This is a genomic window from Kiloniella litopenaei (assembly GCF_000982415.1).
GTDB classification, from domain to species: Bacteria; Pseudomonadota; Alphaproteobacteria; order Kiloniellales; family Kiloniellaceae; genus Kiloniella; species Kiloniella litopenaei.
Genome location: NZ_LANI01000005.1, coordinates 259,070 through 274,206, shown reverse-complemented (window position 1 = coordinate 274,206; position 15,137 = coordinate 259,070). Strand labels below are relative to the sequence as shown.

Below are 15,137 nucleotides of genomic sequence, written 5' to 3'. Positions count from 1 at the left end.
TTTTGAAACTGCCAGAAAACCCAGATCAAGTGTAATAAGTTTATCTTGTCAAAACAAGATGTTGAACGCAAACAGGGGACACAGAAATCAACCTGCGTCCCCTGAAGATATTCTTTTTAGGGCAATCTTATCGGTAGAGACCGTCAATCACCCCATAACGGCATTATTAGTAACGGTAATGATCCTGCTTAAAAGGACCCTCAACTGGCACATCAATGTAATCAGCTTGTTCTTGTGTCAGCTTGGTTAACTTAACACCCAGTTTGGCAAGGTGAAGCATTGCAACTTTTTCATCCAGTGCTTTAGGCAGAACATAAACTTTGTTCTCATAATTCGCTGAATTTTCCCACAGTTCGATCTGTGCGAGAACCTGGTTTGTAAAGGAAGCAGACATCACGAAGCTTGGATGACCTGTTGCACAACCAAGGTTTACAAGACGACCTTCGGCAAGAATGATCAAACGCTTGCCATCAGGGAATTCAACTTCGTCAACCTGATCCTTAACATTGTGCCAAGGATAATTACGAAGAGCAGCAATCTGGATTTCTGAATCGAAATGACCGATGTTACAAACGATTGCGCGATCTTTCATATCACGCATGTGGTCGATTGTAATGATGTCTTTGTTACCTGTTGTCGTTACAAAGATATCACCGATAGAAGCAGCTTCTTCCATAGTTGTTACTTCGTAACCTTCCATTGCGGCCTGAAGTGCGCAAATCGGATCAATTTCGGTTACAAGAACGCGTGCACCCTGTGTACGCAGGGAAGCCGCAGAACCTTTACCAACATCACCAAAACCACCAACAACAGCAACTTTACCAGCAACCATAACGTCAGTCGCACGTTTGATGCCATCAACAAGGGATTCGCGACAGCCATAAAGGTTATCGAATTTTGATTTTGTAACAGAGTCATTCACATTAATCGCTGGTACTTTCAATGTGCCTTTTTTGGCCATTTCATACAGACGATGAACACCCGTTGTTGTTTCTTCGGAAAGGCCGCGAATATCGTCAAGAAGTTCCGGGAAGTGATCGTGAACCATCACAGTAAGGTCACCACCATCATCAAGGATAAGGTTTGGCTTCCAGCCATCAGGACCTTCGATTGTCTGTTCAATGCACCAGTTGAACTCTTCCTCTGTTTCACCTTTCCAGGCGAAAACAGGAACACCAGTAGCCGCGATAGCAGCCGCAGCCTGATCCTGAGTGGAGAAGATGTTACAAGAAGACCAACGAACCTCTGCACCAAGAGCAGTAAGAGTTTCGATCAGAACTGCGGTCTGAATTGTCATGTGCAAACAACCGGCAATACGAGCCCCTGCAAGTGGCTTGCTTTCGCCAAACTCTTCACGAAGTGCCATTAGACCTGGCATTTCAGTTTCAGCAATCGTGATTTCTTTACGGCCCCAATCAGCGAGGGACATATCCGCAACTTTATAATCAGTAAATTCTGTCATGTACTTGGCTTTCATCTATGGCAGTTACATAAAGAAATCTTTATGTGTTTATTTTGGCAGAAAACTAACAGTCCCAAACCAATTTTGCAACCCATTTCATGAAATCATCACCGTTCCATAAATTAGAGGATAACTATGACAAACGACTTCATTTTGATATCAGTATTTTACCAAGAAACATCACACTAAGTGACTTTAAGCTCTGCGAAGGTTCTTGCTAATGAAACAAAGGATTCTACAACCCTTCGTTTAAGCTGGCTCTTCAGACAAATCACCATATCACGATTACTACTTGCGAGCTCTTTCAACGGCACAGCAACGACACGATTATCCCCAAGAACTTCATGCTCAAATAAAAACCCGATACCCAAGCCAACGGCAACAGCTTCCCGAACAGCTTCTCGACTACCGAGCTCCAGTTCGTTTTCATAGTTCAGAGAAAGCTCTTTTATCGCCCCTTCAAAAACCCGTCTCGTGTTGGATCCACGTTCACGTAAAATCAATGGCTCACACATCAATTCAGGCAGAGAAAGCTCTTTTCGAGAGCTGAAACGGTGCCCTTTGGGAATCAAGGAAATCATTGACTGCACCGACAGTTCGTCAATAACCAGTCGATCACTTTCCGGGCAATTCGCCGTGATGCCCACATCTGCCCTTTGCGCCAAAATATCCTGCCTCACCGTCTCTGCATTCCCAAGAGCCACGGTCAACTTGATGCCCGGACATTTTTCACGAAATGCTGCAATGATATTCAAAGCAGCGTGCGGGCCATCTGCTGCTATTTTCAAATAACCTTTTTCCAAAGCAGAAGATGCAGACAAATAACTTTGGATCTCTTCCTCTTCAATAAAGAAGCGGCGCGTTCTATCGTATAAAGCCTGACCATCCGGTGTCAGAATAGCTTTACCCCCGCTTCGGATAAAAAGCGTCAATCCATAGGCCTCTTCAAGGCTTTTCACCTGAATAGTCACAGCAGGAGGACTTAAGTTCAACAGGTGAGCGCCTCTGGCAAAGCTCCCTTCTCTTGCCACGGCATCAAATGCCCTCAGTTGACTATGCCTCATGATATGCCCGATCTGAACTCAGAATTAAATTTTATTTAATTTATTAAATACTGAATTTAATTTGTTTTGATAAGCCTCAAAGAACAAACTGACGACAAAATCTGAATATCTTTTGGGAAACTTTAATGTCTGAACCATCATCTCCGAACACCACTTCTACGGTCCATACTAAAAAGAAATCTTTTGACTATATGAATCCCGCTGTCCCTGATGAACTTCCGCTTTTTGATATGCCACTGGTTAAGGCAACAGCTGAATCGCTGGAGGGATTTGGCACTATCGTAACAGACTACATGTCTCACCCTGTTGAAATTGTTCAGTGGCCCGCCCAGGGATGGCGCAAAATTGACGATGGCACTGGTGACGAAGCCGGACATCTGGACGGGATTTTTGAATTCTGGTGGGAAGGCGATGTCCTCTTGGGACAAAACATGGCAGTGAATGATCGCTATATTCTGGGATGGTCAGAGCAGCCGGGATTAGCATCGCGCGAAAACCCTGCACCTGATCGTTCCCAACTTTTGATCTGGCACGCCAATTATCATCCCGATGGCGCGCAGCTCTTCTATCCACTTGATAACAAACCCTTTGTTGCTGCGCTGGCAAAAACCGGGGACGACATGAAACCCGAGGATTGGGTCGCCTTTTACTGTGACGGATCATTTGGCCTGTGTATCCACCCGGGCATTTGGCACGAAGCCATAACGCCCCTTTCACAAAAATCCCGTTTCTATGACAAGCAAGGTGCCGTTCACGCCAGAGTCAGTTGCGACTTTACCAAGGAGTTCGGTGTGTTTCTCCGCATTCCTCTTGTCCCGCCGTCTGAATAGACCGCACTAATACAGATAAAACAGTTACGAGTTATAACGTTCGTTATAATCTTGGAGCATAATCGAAATACGTCCGGGATCGTGCTGTGTCATGATCGCTTCTGCACGTCGGGTCACATCTTCCATATTCAGTTTCAGTATTCTGTTCTTAACCCGGGGCAAGGCGTTGGAACTCATGGAAAGATCGCGCACACCCAAGCCAAGCAACAGGGGTAAATAATCCACATCACCCGCAACCTCGCCACAGACTGAAACCGGAATATGGGCCCGTCGCGCGGCATCAACGGCAAAGGAAATCAGCTTTAACACCGCTGGGTGCAAAGGATTATAAAGGTATGCCACCTGCTCCTCTGCCCTGTCGATTGCCAAGGTATACATCGTCAGGTCATTGGTTCCGATAGCAAAGAAATCAGCAACTTTTGCCAAACCGTCCGCAGCCAGTGCAGCACCAGGAACCTCGATCATAATACCGAGAGGAGGCAAGGGATCAGCAATGCGAATATTCTGCTTCTTCAGGCCTTCAGCAACTTCTGTTAAGGCTTTGCGAACTTCACGTACTTCACTTGGCGTTGTCACCATCGGTAGCAAAATACGCAGCGGGCCATGAGCACTGGCCCGTAAAATAGCGCGCAGTTGGGTTTTCAACAGATCATGGTGTTTCAGTGAAAGGCGAATAGCCCGCAGTCCAAGTGCCGGGTTTTGCGATTCTGTGGGGTGTGTTCCCAAAGCCGAAACCAGCTTTTCGCCCCCTGCATCCAATGTCCGGATTGTCACGGGCCGTCCGGCCATACCATCTATAATTTCAGCCAGCGCTTCGTATTGTTCCTGCTCTGTCGGCAATTCATCCCTGTTCATAAAGAGGAACTCAGTTCGCAGCAAACCGACACCTTCAGCCCCATTGGCAACCGCCTGTCCCGTTTCACGCGGCAACTCGACATTCGCCTGTAGCCCAACCCGTTCTTCATCAACGGTCAAAGCGGCAACATCGCGTAAACCCGCCAAAACTTTGGCTTCACGCTCAATATCCTTCAGGCGAAGTTTGTAGTCTTTGATTCGCGCAGGGCTGGGGTTAATGATCACCCGACCATTTGTGCCATCAATAATTATGACTTCGCCGTTTTCCACACCTTTCAAAAGGCCCGGGACACCCAGAACGGCTGGCAACCCAAGCGAACGCGCCATAATAGCAGTGTGTCCCTCGGGCCCACCAAGGACAGTCGCAAAACCACCGATGTGACTGGGGTCCATCATCGCGGTATCCGCAGGTGTAATTTCCTCGGAAAGAATCACGGAATTCGGAGTCAGCCCGGAATAGGAATCTGCCTTTGTCTTGGTCAGGTTGCGAACAATACGATGCCCGACTTCGCGTACTTCCTGTGACTTTGTCCGTAAGTACGGATCTTCCATCGATGAAAATTTACGGGCAATTTGACCAACCTCGGCCATAACAGCCGCTTCGGCATTTTTCTGTCCGGTTTGAATCCGCGCTTCGATACCACCAATCAAGCTGGAGCTTTTGAGCATCTGCATATGGGCATCAAGCAGGTAGCCAAGCTCTTCACCGGCAGCACCGTGAAAATCTTTTGACTGCCCATGAAGTTTGAGGACTTGATTTTGCGCCTTTTGCACCGCATCAGACAGGCGTTTTAGCTCAGCAGAGATCTTTGCTGTCGGAACTCGATATTCCAAAATCTGGATATCACTGGATTCACTGACATAAGCAGAACCAATCACCACCCCTGGTGAGACAGCAAGACCTTCGAATATACGTTCACCGGACTTATGGGCCACAGCGCATTCCTATCTCGTAATTGATGCAAAGTGACGGTGTTTTCTGTTCACTTTTACACTCTTCCCAGTAAAATTACTGGTGAAGTTTGATCGTTTGATTTGACCGAATTAATCTTCGTCAAACTTGTTCAGAATTAACTCTTCCAAAGCATCCATTGCTTCTTGGGCGGAAGGTCCACTAGCGGATAGCTCAATTTCACACCCCGGTGCCGCTGCCAACATCATTAATCCCATAATGGAACATCCTGATACGCTTGTTCCATCCTTGCAAACGGTCACTTCTGCATCAAAAACCTCGGCAACTTTTACAAATTTGGCCGAAGCTCTGGCATGTAATCCCCGCTTGTTCAAAATCATCAATGTTTTGGTAAGCAAGTTCTATTTCCCCCTTAGAACCCTTAAAACCCAGTTTTAAGCACAATCAAAGTAACTCTGAAGCGACGTGAATATACTTACGCCCTGCTTCCTGAGCTTCTAAAACCGCTTCTTTCATGGATTTTGTTTCCCGCAGGCCAGCCAATTTGATCAACAGAGGCAGGTTAACACCTGCCACGACCTCTACATTGGCTTTGTCCATGATGGATATCGCAAGATTAGAAGGAGTACCACCAAACATGTCTGTTAAAATCACAACACCGCTACCGTCTTCTACCTTTTCAACAGAAGAGATAATTTCCTGACGCCTTTGCTCCATGTCATCTTCGGGACCAATACACACAGTTTCAATCTGTGTTTGAGCCCCGACAACATGTTCCAATGCTGCCACGAATTCGAGAGCCAAGTCACCATGTGTGACCAGAACCATCCCTATCATGCCTTCCCTTTCCGCAGGCGCTTTCCCTTTATAGATGGGAAAATTAACAGTAAACCATGACCTGATACAAGGCGAAGCAATGCACTAAAGATAAATATTCTCAAGAAAGAAGAGATTCAGGAAATTAAACAGGAGAGAAAACCATAGATACAACACAGCCAAATTTTTGAATTGTTATCAGGTTCTCTTTTCTTATCATCGTCTTATCAGACTTTATCAATTGTCTGATGCTTTAATTGATAAGGATTTCTATTTGTATCGATCTGGCTCTTTGTCCATATCCCGATGCGCAACAATAATTTGTGGCCAAACACTATCCAGTTCACTGCCAAGCCATTCTGTCAAAGCGACGGATCTGTGACGTCCACCAGTACAGCCAATTGCAATAGTTAGATAATTTTTCCCTTCTTGCTGATAACGCGCCAAAAGGGGAATAACCAGTTCCTTTAAACGCGACGCAAAGCTGGAAAAATCAGGATCCTCGCGAACATAATCCGAGACAACTTTATCTTTTCCCGATAACGGACGCAGATGAGGATCATAATGGGGATTTCGCAAGAAGCGCACATCAAACATTAAATCAGCTTCTCTTGGTACCCCGAAGCGATAGGAGAATGACATGACCTGCACAGTCATCACGCCGCTTTCTTCCAGCCCCAGCAAACTTGTTAGGTTTTGTCTGAAATCTGCTGATGTCGTATCCGAACTGTCAATTGCGAAGTCTGCACGGGCCTGAAGCGGGGCAACCAATAAACGTTCCGCAAGAATACCGTCCTTAAGAGGGCGATCTTCGGAAAGCGGATGACGGCGCCGGGTCTCTTTAAAACGTCGCTCAAGAACATCAACAGAGCAATCTAGAAAAACTAACGAAACATCCAACTCAGGACGCTTTTTCAATTCACGGATATGTTCAAGAAGGGGGGGCGCAGAAAAATTTCGGGACCGGATATCAATGCCAACGGCCAAGGGACGACGGCGCGGTTGCCCCCCGATGACAAGATCCAACAAATTCAATGGCAGATTATCAATTGCCTCAAACCCATGGTCTTCGAGAACCTTCATTGCCGTAGAGCGCCCCGCACCGGAAAGCCCTGTTACCAAGACAACCCGAAGGGGTTCTTGAACCTTTTTTTCTGAAGAAACTGACATAGACGCTCGCCCTCGTACCCGGCAAATTACAGAAAGAACATTACTTATCTTACTATATCGCTGTCCGGACGGGATATGGCAAGTAACAGCTTTGCGACAGCTGAATGATCGAAACTATGTAATTTGATACAGGGAATCTCAATACCGAGTAACTCCTCTGTGTTGGGGGCAGGAAGCCGATCTACCTTATCCCGCGGCACCAGATCTACAATCAACCCCACAGGCACATCAGAACAATAGGAAAAAGAAACAATCCCCAAACCTCTGACCTCGAGCTTTCCGGCAATTGTTGGTGGAGGAGAGGCAAGTAAATCACTTCCCCGTTTGGCAAGATGTGTTTGATCGTCTGAAACAAGTTCAGCACGCCCGGTATCAATTGCCCTTAATGCCAAATCGGACTTGCCTGCGCCCGGTTCACCACGGAGCAAAACAGCTGTCAGCCATCCGCCTTTTTCAAAGGCAATCGCGGTACAATGCACAAGTTGACTGTCAGACATCTATCGCTGCTCTTCCGGTAATGAGATCGTAAAACGCGCACCAAGGACTTCACCATCATCACCCGTCCGGTTTTCCGCCGCTATCGTTCCGTTGTGGGCATCTATGATTTGTTTGGAAATACTCAGACCAAGGCCGGAATGAGTACCAAACTTTTCATCCTCTGGACGTTCGGTATAAAAACGGTCGAAAATAGCCTCAAATTTGCCAGGAATAATACCGGGACCATCGTCATCAACCGTAATAATAACTCTGCCGTTTTCAGACTTGGCAGCTAAGCGAATAACACCATCCTGTGGGCTGAACGTTTTTGCATTCGTCATCAGGTTTCGCAAAACCTGTCCCAGTCGGCCCTCTAGCCCTTGAACGCAAAGCTTGTCGTCAGTCTTTATATCGGTCTCAAAAACGGGGCAGCTTTCATCAACGCGTTGAATTTCCACCAAAGCTTCCAATAGCTTACCCACATCGACTTCTTCCATTTTGGCCCTGGAAAGTTCTGAATCCAGACGTGACGCATCAGAAATATCGCTGATAAGACGGTCCAGTCGCTGAACATCATCCATAATGATGGCCAATAACTTCTTTTGCTGTTCCGGGTCGCTCACACGAGCAACGGTTTCAACAGCAGAACGTAGAGAGGTCAGCGGGTTTTTGATTTCATGGGAAACATCCGCCGCAAAACCCTCGATGGCATCCATTCTGGCCCACAATGCTTCGGTCATTGCCCGTAGAGCGCCAGACAAATCACCAATCTCATCACCTCTATGGGTAAAGTCAGGAATTTCATATTCGCGCCCTTTGCCATACCGTACAAAGTCAGCAGCATTGGCCAAGCGACGTAGCGGACGACCAATAATACCTGCGAGATAAAGGGATAAAAGAACCGTAACGCCCAGCGCCAAACCACAGACGGCGAGAATATCCCGGCGACGATCCTGTACCGCTTGTGTGACAACCTCTGCATCCTTTGAAAGCATCAGGGCACCAAGAACTTGGCGATATCTTTGTACAGGAACAGCCATAGACAGAACAAGACGGCCTGTTGTATCTGTCCGAACCATACCCGCGGGCTCGCCGTTCAAAGCAATCAAAACTTCGGTATAGTCCTCAGCCGTCTGATGTTGAGCTTCTCTGTATAGAGGCCAATCATCGTGCCCGGGAAGCCAGTTCATGATCTCTTCGTAAAACTGGATAATCCGATCCATCATCCCTATACCACCAGGTGGGGGAAGTTCCCCAACTTCGACGGGACCACCAACCCCGGCAAGGTAGAGACTATCGGCTAGCATTTCCCCACTGGTCGAAAAAATACGGGCACGGACACCAATGTCATTTAACATGGCGCGCATCAGGCTACGCGTTAGCTCTGGCACAAGTTTTTCACTGCCCACCTGACTGGCAACCACAGCAGTCGACCCGAGACTGAGAGAAAAAGCACGCCCCTGTATGGATAACGCATCCAGTTCGGATGCAATAAGGCTCAGTCTGTACTGTTCCAGATGCATCAATCCGACGACAGGAATCATCAAGACAAAGCTGTTAATCAGGAGAATTTTATGTGTTAAGGACGACCGCCATCCCCGTTTGCGCCCCTTACGGTGCTTTTTAACGGTCTGCGCTATTTCCGCCCTTTGTTTATGGCTTTCATCAGCCACAGCATCCCCCAAACAACATGAATTATTACAGCTCGGTCAATATCTTGGCAGCTTGATCATTTAAATTGTAACAGGTCACCGTGCCCCCGGTTGCCTGTATCTTCCAAGCCTCAAGATAACTGCCAATATAAATCAGCTTCTCTTCAGAAAAAATCGACAGACTATCCAAATGCTTCTGGCTTCCCCGTTGTCCCCACAAAACACGATCAGGACGCTTCCCCTGCAAATCGCAGGGAGCTCCTTTTCCACCGGTTTTCAAGGCCAAACGAATTATTTTTTCCTGCTGTCGGCTCAAAGACTGCGCAGGTGAATCGCCCGCAGTGCCCTCAGAATTAACCAGAATAATATCATAATCGGGTAAAACTGGACCAGCTGTGTTCGCACCGGTATTTTCACTCAACAGCTCCGGTCTGTTCGTCTTCGATTTCAGATCAGAATGATCACTCGTGCCGTCAAACAATGTAACCAGACCAAGAACAATCAGCCCCATTCCTATAACTAAACCTAAGCGTTCCATCCTATCCATCAAAAGACCTCCGTATCACAAGAGCCCCCGGCTCTTTTTTACAGCTATTCCCCCTTTGGATGTTTTGCTGGATATTCCGCTTATTCACGATAGCGATAGCCAACACCATACAACGTTTCAATTTGGCCGAAATCGTCATCACACTCTTTGAATTTTTTCCGTAATCGTTTGATATGACTATCAATTGTTCGATCATCAACATAGACCGCATCACCATATGCTGCATCCATTAACTGGTCACGGTTTTTTACATGGCCAGGCCGTTGTGCCAAGGCCTTGAGAATTAAAAACTCGGTCACGGTCAAATTAACGTGCTTGCCTTTCCAGGTACAGAGATGACGGGATGCATCCAGCATCATTTCGCCGCGCTGGATTGGTTTTTCACCTTCCTTGCCCTCGCTCATATCCTGCTTTGCTTTTTCCCGGCGCAGCAATGCCCTGATTCGTTCAACCAAGAGTCTCTGGGAAAAAGGTTTGGTGATGTAGTCATCGGCCCCCATACGAAGCCCGAGAACTTCATCAATCTCATCATCTTTCGATGTCAGGAAGATCACGGGGATAGAGTTACTTTCACGAATACGACGCAAAAGCTCCATGCCATCCATGCGTGGCATCTTGATATCAAGAACGGCAAGATCTGCGGGATTGGAAGCCATTCCGCGCAACGCTTCGGAACCATCTGTATAGGTTCGAACTTTGAAGCCTTCGGATTCAAGAGCAATAGATACCGACGTTAAAATATTTCTGTCGTCATCTACCAGTACAATGTTGCCTTCCATGCCATTCCTCATTTCAAGTTCAGGGGCCGAGCCGTTACCCGGGGCGGCACCCTTATTTCGCTTAAGCGAATCAAATAGTAAGTATCCTGTCACATTAAACAATGTGGCGCGTGACTATGGCAGCATTTTGTTCCTGAATGGGCACTTATGGGAAGACAATTTTCAAACTTTGACCAAAAAAATCCTTAATCCGCACAGTATCAGCGGCCAAATTACATTACCTTTTGGAACAAAAAACATGGCATTGGCGTTTTTCTACTATTGAATCGCCCTAAAGCTTACATACAATGCGCCCTTTATGAAGCTATTCTAAACGCCGCTTAGGTCGATCATAAGGATTATCTGCGTGAGTCAAAATATCCAGAAAACTGATGTTGTTATTATCGGCGCAGGACCTACCGGCCTTTTTTCCGTGTTCCAATGCGGCATGCTTGGCATGAAGACTCACGTAATAGATGCCCTAGAGGCAACAGGCGGACAGTGTACCGCTCTCTACCCGGAAAAACCCATCTATGACATTCCCGGTTTCCCAACTGTCGCAGCAGCAGAACTGATCGAGCATCTGGAGCAACAGGCCGCCCCCTTTGATCCTGTTTATCATCTGGATCAACAGGTTTCCGGCCTGGAACGACAAAACGATGAGACTTGGCGCGTCACGACGACAAAAAACACTGTCATTGATTGCAAAGCTGTTATTATCGCGGCTGGGGCAGGGGCTTTTGGACCGAACCGCCCCCCTCTTGATGGCCTTGAAAATTTTGAAGGCAAATCTGTTTTCTATCTGGTTAAACGCCGTGAAGATTTCCGCGACAAAACAGTCGTGATCGCTGGGGGAGGCGATAGTGCCGTGGATTGGGCCATGTCCCTGCCACAGGTCGCCAAAAAAGTTTATGTCGTCCATAGGCGCGATAAGTTCCGCGCAGCACCAGAGTCCGTTGCCAGAATGCGCGCTTTGGCAGAGACTGACAAAGTGGAAATGGTGGTTCCCTACCAACTTCATGGATTAAAAGGAACAGACGGAAAACTCTCATCTGTCATCGTCAAAGACCTACAGGGGAACGAGCGTGCTCTGAAAGCCGATATCCTGTTACCCTTTTACGGATTGGCAACAAACCTCGGTCCTATTGCTGACTGGGGGTTCGAATTGGAACGCAATCATATTCTTGTCAATCAAGCAACCTGCGAAACCAAGCAGCCCGGCATCTATGCTATCGGTGATGTCGCAACCTATGAAAACAAGCTAAAACTCATCCTCTGCGGCTTTTCCGAAGCAGCCATGGCAGCCCATGCCATCCACCCCAGAGTATTTCCTGATCAGGAGCTCCATTTCCAATACTCAACATCGCAGGGAGTACCAGGAGAGTGAAAATTTTTGGGTACAACAAAGATAATGATGAACTTCAAAATCTAAAAGAAGTTAGCATACTTTGTGATTCATACGAGCTTAACGAGATTATCAATTACTTAAAATACGTTAGAACTCAAATGACAAACCATGAAGATCATTTTGGACATGAGCATTTTTCAGATTGGTTAGCAAAAAGAGGCGACGAATCAAATATTGATATTATCGTAGTCGGCTCTCAATTAGTTAATAAGTAATAACCTCAAACGAATATAAAACCCTAATTTCCCTCGGGAATATTAGATAATTAGGGAAGTATTGATTCTTAATCCAAAAGTAGGGCATTTGATTATGCCCTACTTCCTGCAATCTCGGGGCATTATACTTTGCAACACTAACCCACAGGCTGTAACAACTTGATATTATCAGCAGCCATACGGCCTTTTCTGCTTTCCACCAACTCGTATTCGACCTGCTGACCTTCGACCAGGCCAGCCAATCCAGATTTCTGCACCGCGGCAAAATGCACAAAAGCATCTTCCCCCCCCGATTGCGGCGTGATGAAACCATATCCTTTTTGGCTGCTAAACCAACGGACAATCCCCTGTTGTATCAAGATTAACTCCTTAAAAAACAAGCGGCACACCCCAGAGGCGCACCGCTTATTGTAGCTTTTCCAAACCAGTATCCCTTAATACCGGCAATCGTTAACAAATATGTCTGGATTTTCGATACACACAAACGACTTGATAGAAATCAAGTCACTGAAAATCAACAGTGACATTTCCTCAAATAATAGTTTCAATTATAGTTAATATCAATAATAGGTTGTCATCTAATGTCATCTTTTTTAATTTTTATAAGTATTCCAAAATACGATACTCCGTTTCAGTGAATAAACTCTTCTCTTCAACATAGTATCAATGAAACAGAGACAAATTGTCAGATTTACTTTTTTCCTTTTAAATTCAAATAAATGAGCATATTAGCCCTCAAAATTTTCATCAGGTACTAAAAATGAATAAAATTAAAGCCAAGCCTAATTCAAGCGAAGCAGAGAAAGCGCGAAATCTGATGCGTTGGGCCACGAAAGCCTATATTGCAACAGAACTTTCTCCGGACACTAAAGCAACAGATGCTCCTGGTGGAAAAGCGACAACAGTTACAAGTTCCCATCCCTATGCGTCACTATCACTTGTTGTCTTAGATCATGATGCAACGCCATACATGATGTTATCTGATCTGGCAGACCACAGTCAGAACATGGCACATAACCCCAAAACCGGAATACTGTTTGATGGCACAGCTGGATACCGAGATCCTTTGGCCGGGGGACGCGTTACCCTGATCGGTACAATGCAAAAAGTAAATGATGAACGGATGTTACAACGGTTTTTAGCCCGGCACCCTGCATCCAAGCTCTATGCCGGGTTCAAAGACTTTAGCCTCTATCGCTACGACATTCAGGAAGCACATCTTATCGGCGGTTTTGCAAAAGCTATCTGGGTCCCCGCGGAAGATCTAAAGCTGGATTGCACAGGATCGCAGGAACTCATCGCAGCCGAAACATCCATCATTGATCATATGAACAGCGACCATTCAGACGCCATCAGCGTGATCGCAGAACAAACACTGCAGCTAGATCCCGGCAAGTGGCGTATGTGCGGCATTGATCCTGAAGGGTGGGATCTGCACAACGGCCATGTTCATGCCAGATGTACGTTTGATCAGCTTGTCACAAATACATCAGAAGCCAGAAATGCACTTGTTAGCCAAACCAAACAAGCAAGAGCATCCCAATAACTTTTCGTTGCCGGAAATGTTACTAGTACTTGATCAAAAGAAAAGTCATATGCACTCCATGGAACACAGTTTAGGGGAATAAACTAAATGTCTATGATCAAAAAAGTACTGCCATATTTGCTTGCGATATTTATCGCCTATGTTTTTTTAAGATACCTGCCCTTTAAATTTGCCAAGGGAAGTCATCTCTTTCAGGTTCTCGAAGACTGGAGTGGACTGGCGTGGTTTGAGCCCCATGGTCGGTATCTTGTCGGCGGCGCAGAACTGCTTGCCTGTATCTTGCTTTTCATCCCGCGACTTCAATCACTTGGTGGTTTACTGTCGCTGGCCCTGATGACTGGCGCCATTTTCTTCCACGTCTTCACCCCTTTGGGTATCGACCCCTATAATGACGGCGGGAAACTCTTCACACAGGCTGTCGGCGTCTGGTTTTCCGGCCTGATCATCATATTCCTGCGACGGGATGAGTTTGTCCCCCTCTTGAAACATCTGGGAACCGACCCCAAATTTAGTACAAGCAATATGTGATTCGATCTCCAAAATTGACCACATAAACATTCCAAAGCCCAGCCGAAAGGTTGGGCTTTTTTATTGGTAATAAAATCTGCTACTAAGCCACATTTGATTTCAACAGGACTTTGTTAATGCATAATATCTCAGCCCTTTTATTTGACCTTGATGGCACTGTTTATCGGGGAACAGATGCCATTCCCGGCGCAAGTGATTTCATCGCAAGACTAAAAGAGCGCAACATACCCTTTTTGTTTGTAACCAACCGGGGGAACCGCCACCCTTCCGCCGTCGCCGATCAATTGATATCTATGGACATCCCCTGCTCGGAAGATGATGTCCTGACCTCTGCACAGGCCGTTGCCATGGGGCTACCCCCCGGAACAAAAATCTATTGCCTTGGGGAAGAACCCCTTAAAGAAACTCTCAGAGAAGCTGGAATGGTTATTGTGGATAGTTCCACAGATCATGAAATCGATGCCGTTGTGGTCAGCTATGACCGTGGTATCAACTATGAAAAATTAAGCCACGCCCTGCGATTTATCGATAGGGGCGCCCGCTTCATAGCGACCAACACTGATCGTTTGATCACAGTTGAAGACGGCATCTTACCCGAAGCCGGACCACTGGTTGCTGCGGTGCAAGCCGCGACAAATAAAGAACCTGAAATCTTTGGAAAGCCAGAAAAGCCAATTATGGACGCTGCCTTGAAACGCCTTGAAAAACCAGCGAATCAATGTGCAATTATCGGGGACAATCTGTTCACAGATATTCTTGCTGGCCACAAGGCCGGGATGAAATCAATACTGATTTTAACGGGTGTAGCCAGCCGTAAAGACGGCGAACATGCTGAATACAAGCCAACATGGATTGCCGAAGACTACAAAGATCTCACCGAAATTCTGTTTGGGTAA

The 15,137-nt window shown here is 46.5% G+C and carries 17 protein-coding genes; 6 read left to right on the top strand and 11 right to left on the bottom strand.

The window, feature by feature from the left end; genetic code table 11:
• Nucleotides 1-166: 166 nt before the first annotated feature.
• Nucleotides 167-1,462 (bottom strand): adenosylhomocysteinase, encoded by a 1,296-nt coding sequence (gene ahcY, locus WH95_RS09455; protein ID WP_046506236.1) that lies wholly within the window; start codon nt 1,460-1,462, stop codon nt 167-169.
• Nucleotides 1,463-1,647: 185 nt separating this feature from the next.
• Complete coding sequence (locus tag WH95_RS09450; RefSeq protein ID WP_046505995.1) at nt 1,648-2,526, bottom strand: LysR substrate-binding domain-containing protein; 879 nt, start codon at nt 2,524-2,526, stop codon at nt 1,648-1,650.
• 125 nt (nt 2,527-2,651) lie between these two features.
• Between WH95_RS09450 and WH95_RS09445 the strand changes: the two genes are divergently transcribed.
• Nucleotides 2,652-3,356: an ureidoglycolate lyase gene (locus WH95_RS09445; RefSeq protein WP_046505993.1), complete on the top strand. Its 705-nt coding sequence runs from the start codon at nt 2,652-2,654 to the stop codon at nt 3,354-3,356.
• A 24-nt stretch (nt 3,357-3,380) separates the two neighbouring features.
• Here the strand turns inward: WH95_RS09445 and ptsP are convergent, their stop codons facing one another.
• From ptsP to WH95_RS09405, 8 genes are all read right to left on the bottom strand, one after another.
• Nucleotides 3,381-5,147 carry a phosphoenolpyruvate--protein phosphotransferase gene (gene ptsP / locus WH95_RS09440; protein WP_046505991.1) on the bottom strand — a complete coding sequence of 589 codons (1,767 nt, stop codon included), beginning with the start codon at nt 5,145-5,147 and terminating at the stop codon, nt 3,381-3,383.
• Nucleotides 5,148-5,255: 108 nt separating this feature from the next.
• Nucleotides 5,256-5,504, bottom strand: a complete 249-nt coding sequence (locus tag WH95_RS09435) for an HPr family phosphocarrier protein (protein ID WP_046506233.1) — start codon at nt 5,502-5,504, stop codon at nt 5,256-5,258.
• A 64-nt stretch (nt 5,505-5,568) separates the two neighbouring features.
• A complete protein-coding gene (locus WH95_RS09430) occupies nt 5,569-5,961 on the bottom strand; it encodes a PTS sugar transporter subunit IIA (protein ID WP_046505989.1) in 393 nt (130 codons plus the stop codon).
• A 249-nt stretch (nt 5,962-6,210) separates the two neighbouring features.
• Entirely contained in the window at nt 6,211-7,110 is a 900-nt protein-coding gene (gene rapZ / locus WH95_RS09425; protein WP_046505986.1) for an RNase adapter RapZ, read from the bottom strand.
• A 44-nt stretch (nt 7,111-7,154) separates the two neighbouring features.
• Nucleotides 7,155-7,607, bottom strand: coding sequence for an HPr kinase/phosphorylase (locus tag WH95_RS09420; protein ID WP_046505983.1), 453 nt, complete (start codon nt 7,605-7,607; stop codon nt 7,155-7,157).
• Complete coding sequence (locus WH95_RS09415; protein WP_082114073.1) at nt 7,608-9,260, bottom strand: stimulus-sensing domain-containing protein; 1,653 nt, start codon at nt 9,258-9,260, stop codon at nt 7,608-7,610.
• 25 nt (nt 9,261-9,285) lie between these two features.
• The gene (locus WH95_RS09410) at nt 9,286-9,786 is read right to left on the bottom strand and encodes a hypothetical protein (protein ID WP_157845927.1); all 501 of its coding nucleotides are present in this window, start codon (nt 9,784-9,786) and stop codon (nt 9,286-9,288) included.
• Between the two features lie 80 nt (nt 9,787-9,866).
• The gene (locus WH95_RS09405) at nt 9,867-10,565 is read right to left on the bottom strand and encodes a response regulator transcription factor (RefSeq protein WP_046505978.1); all 699 of its coding nucleotides are present in this window, start codon (nt 10,563-10,565) and stop codon (nt 9,867-9,869) included.
• A gap of 346 nt (nt 10,566-10,911) precedes the next feature.
• Between WH95_RS09405 and WH95_RS09395 the strand changes: the two genes are divergently transcribed.
• Together WH95_RS09395 and WH95_RS09390 are read left to right on the top strand one after the other, a co-directional pair.
• A complete protein-coding gene (locus WH95_RS09395; RefSeq protein ID WP_046505972.1) occupies nt 10,912-11,931 on the top strand; it encodes an NAD(P)/FAD-dependent oxidoreductase in 1,020 nt (339 codons plus the stop codon).
• Nucleotides 11,928-12,167 carry a hypothetical protein gene (locus WH95_RS09390; protein WP_046505968.1) on the top strand — a complete coding sequence of 80 codons (240 nt, stop codon included), beginning with the start codon at nt 11,928-11,930 and terminating at the stop codon, nt 12,165-12,167. The genes WH95_RS09395 and WH95_RS09390 overlap by 4 nt, the downstream gene beginning before the upstream one ends.
• Nucleotides 12,168-12,304: 137 nt before the next feature.
• Here the strand turns inward: WH95_RS09390 and WH95_RS09385 are convergent, their stop codons facing one another.
• Complete coding sequence (locus WH95_RS09385) at nt 12,305-12,526, bottom strand: cold-shock protein (RefSeq protein ID WP_407060150.1); 222 nt, start codon at nt 12,524-12,526, stop codon at nt 12,305-12,307.
• Between the two features lie 401 nt (nt 12,527-12,927).
• On the opposite strand from WH95_RS09385, the gene WH95_RS09380 reads away from it, so the two are divergent.
• The 3 genes from WH95_RS09380 to WH95_RS09370 all read left to right on the top strand — a co-directional run bounded on the left by WH95_RS09380 (nt 12,928) and on the right by WH95_RS09370 (nt 15,137).
• Nucleotides 12,928-13,713, top strand: coding sequence for a HugZ family pyridoxamine 5'-phosphate oxidase (locus WH95_RS09380; protein WP_052741901.1), 786 nt, complete (start codon nt 12,928-12,930; stop codon nt 13,711-13,713).
• A gap of 87 nt (nt 13,714-13,800) precedes the next feature.
• Nucleotides 13,801-14,241 (top strand): DoxX family protein, encoded by a 441-nt coding sequence (locus WH95_RS09375; RefSeq protein ID WP_052741900.1) that lies wholly within the window; start codon nt 13,801-13,803, stop codon nt 14,239-14,241.
• A 116-nt stretch (nt 14,242-14,357) separates the two neighbouring features.
• Nucleotides 14,358-15,137, top strand: coding sequence for an HAD-IIA family hydrolase (locus WH95_RS09370; protein WP_046505966.1), 780 nt, complete (start codon nt 14,358-14,360; stop codon nt 15,135-15,137).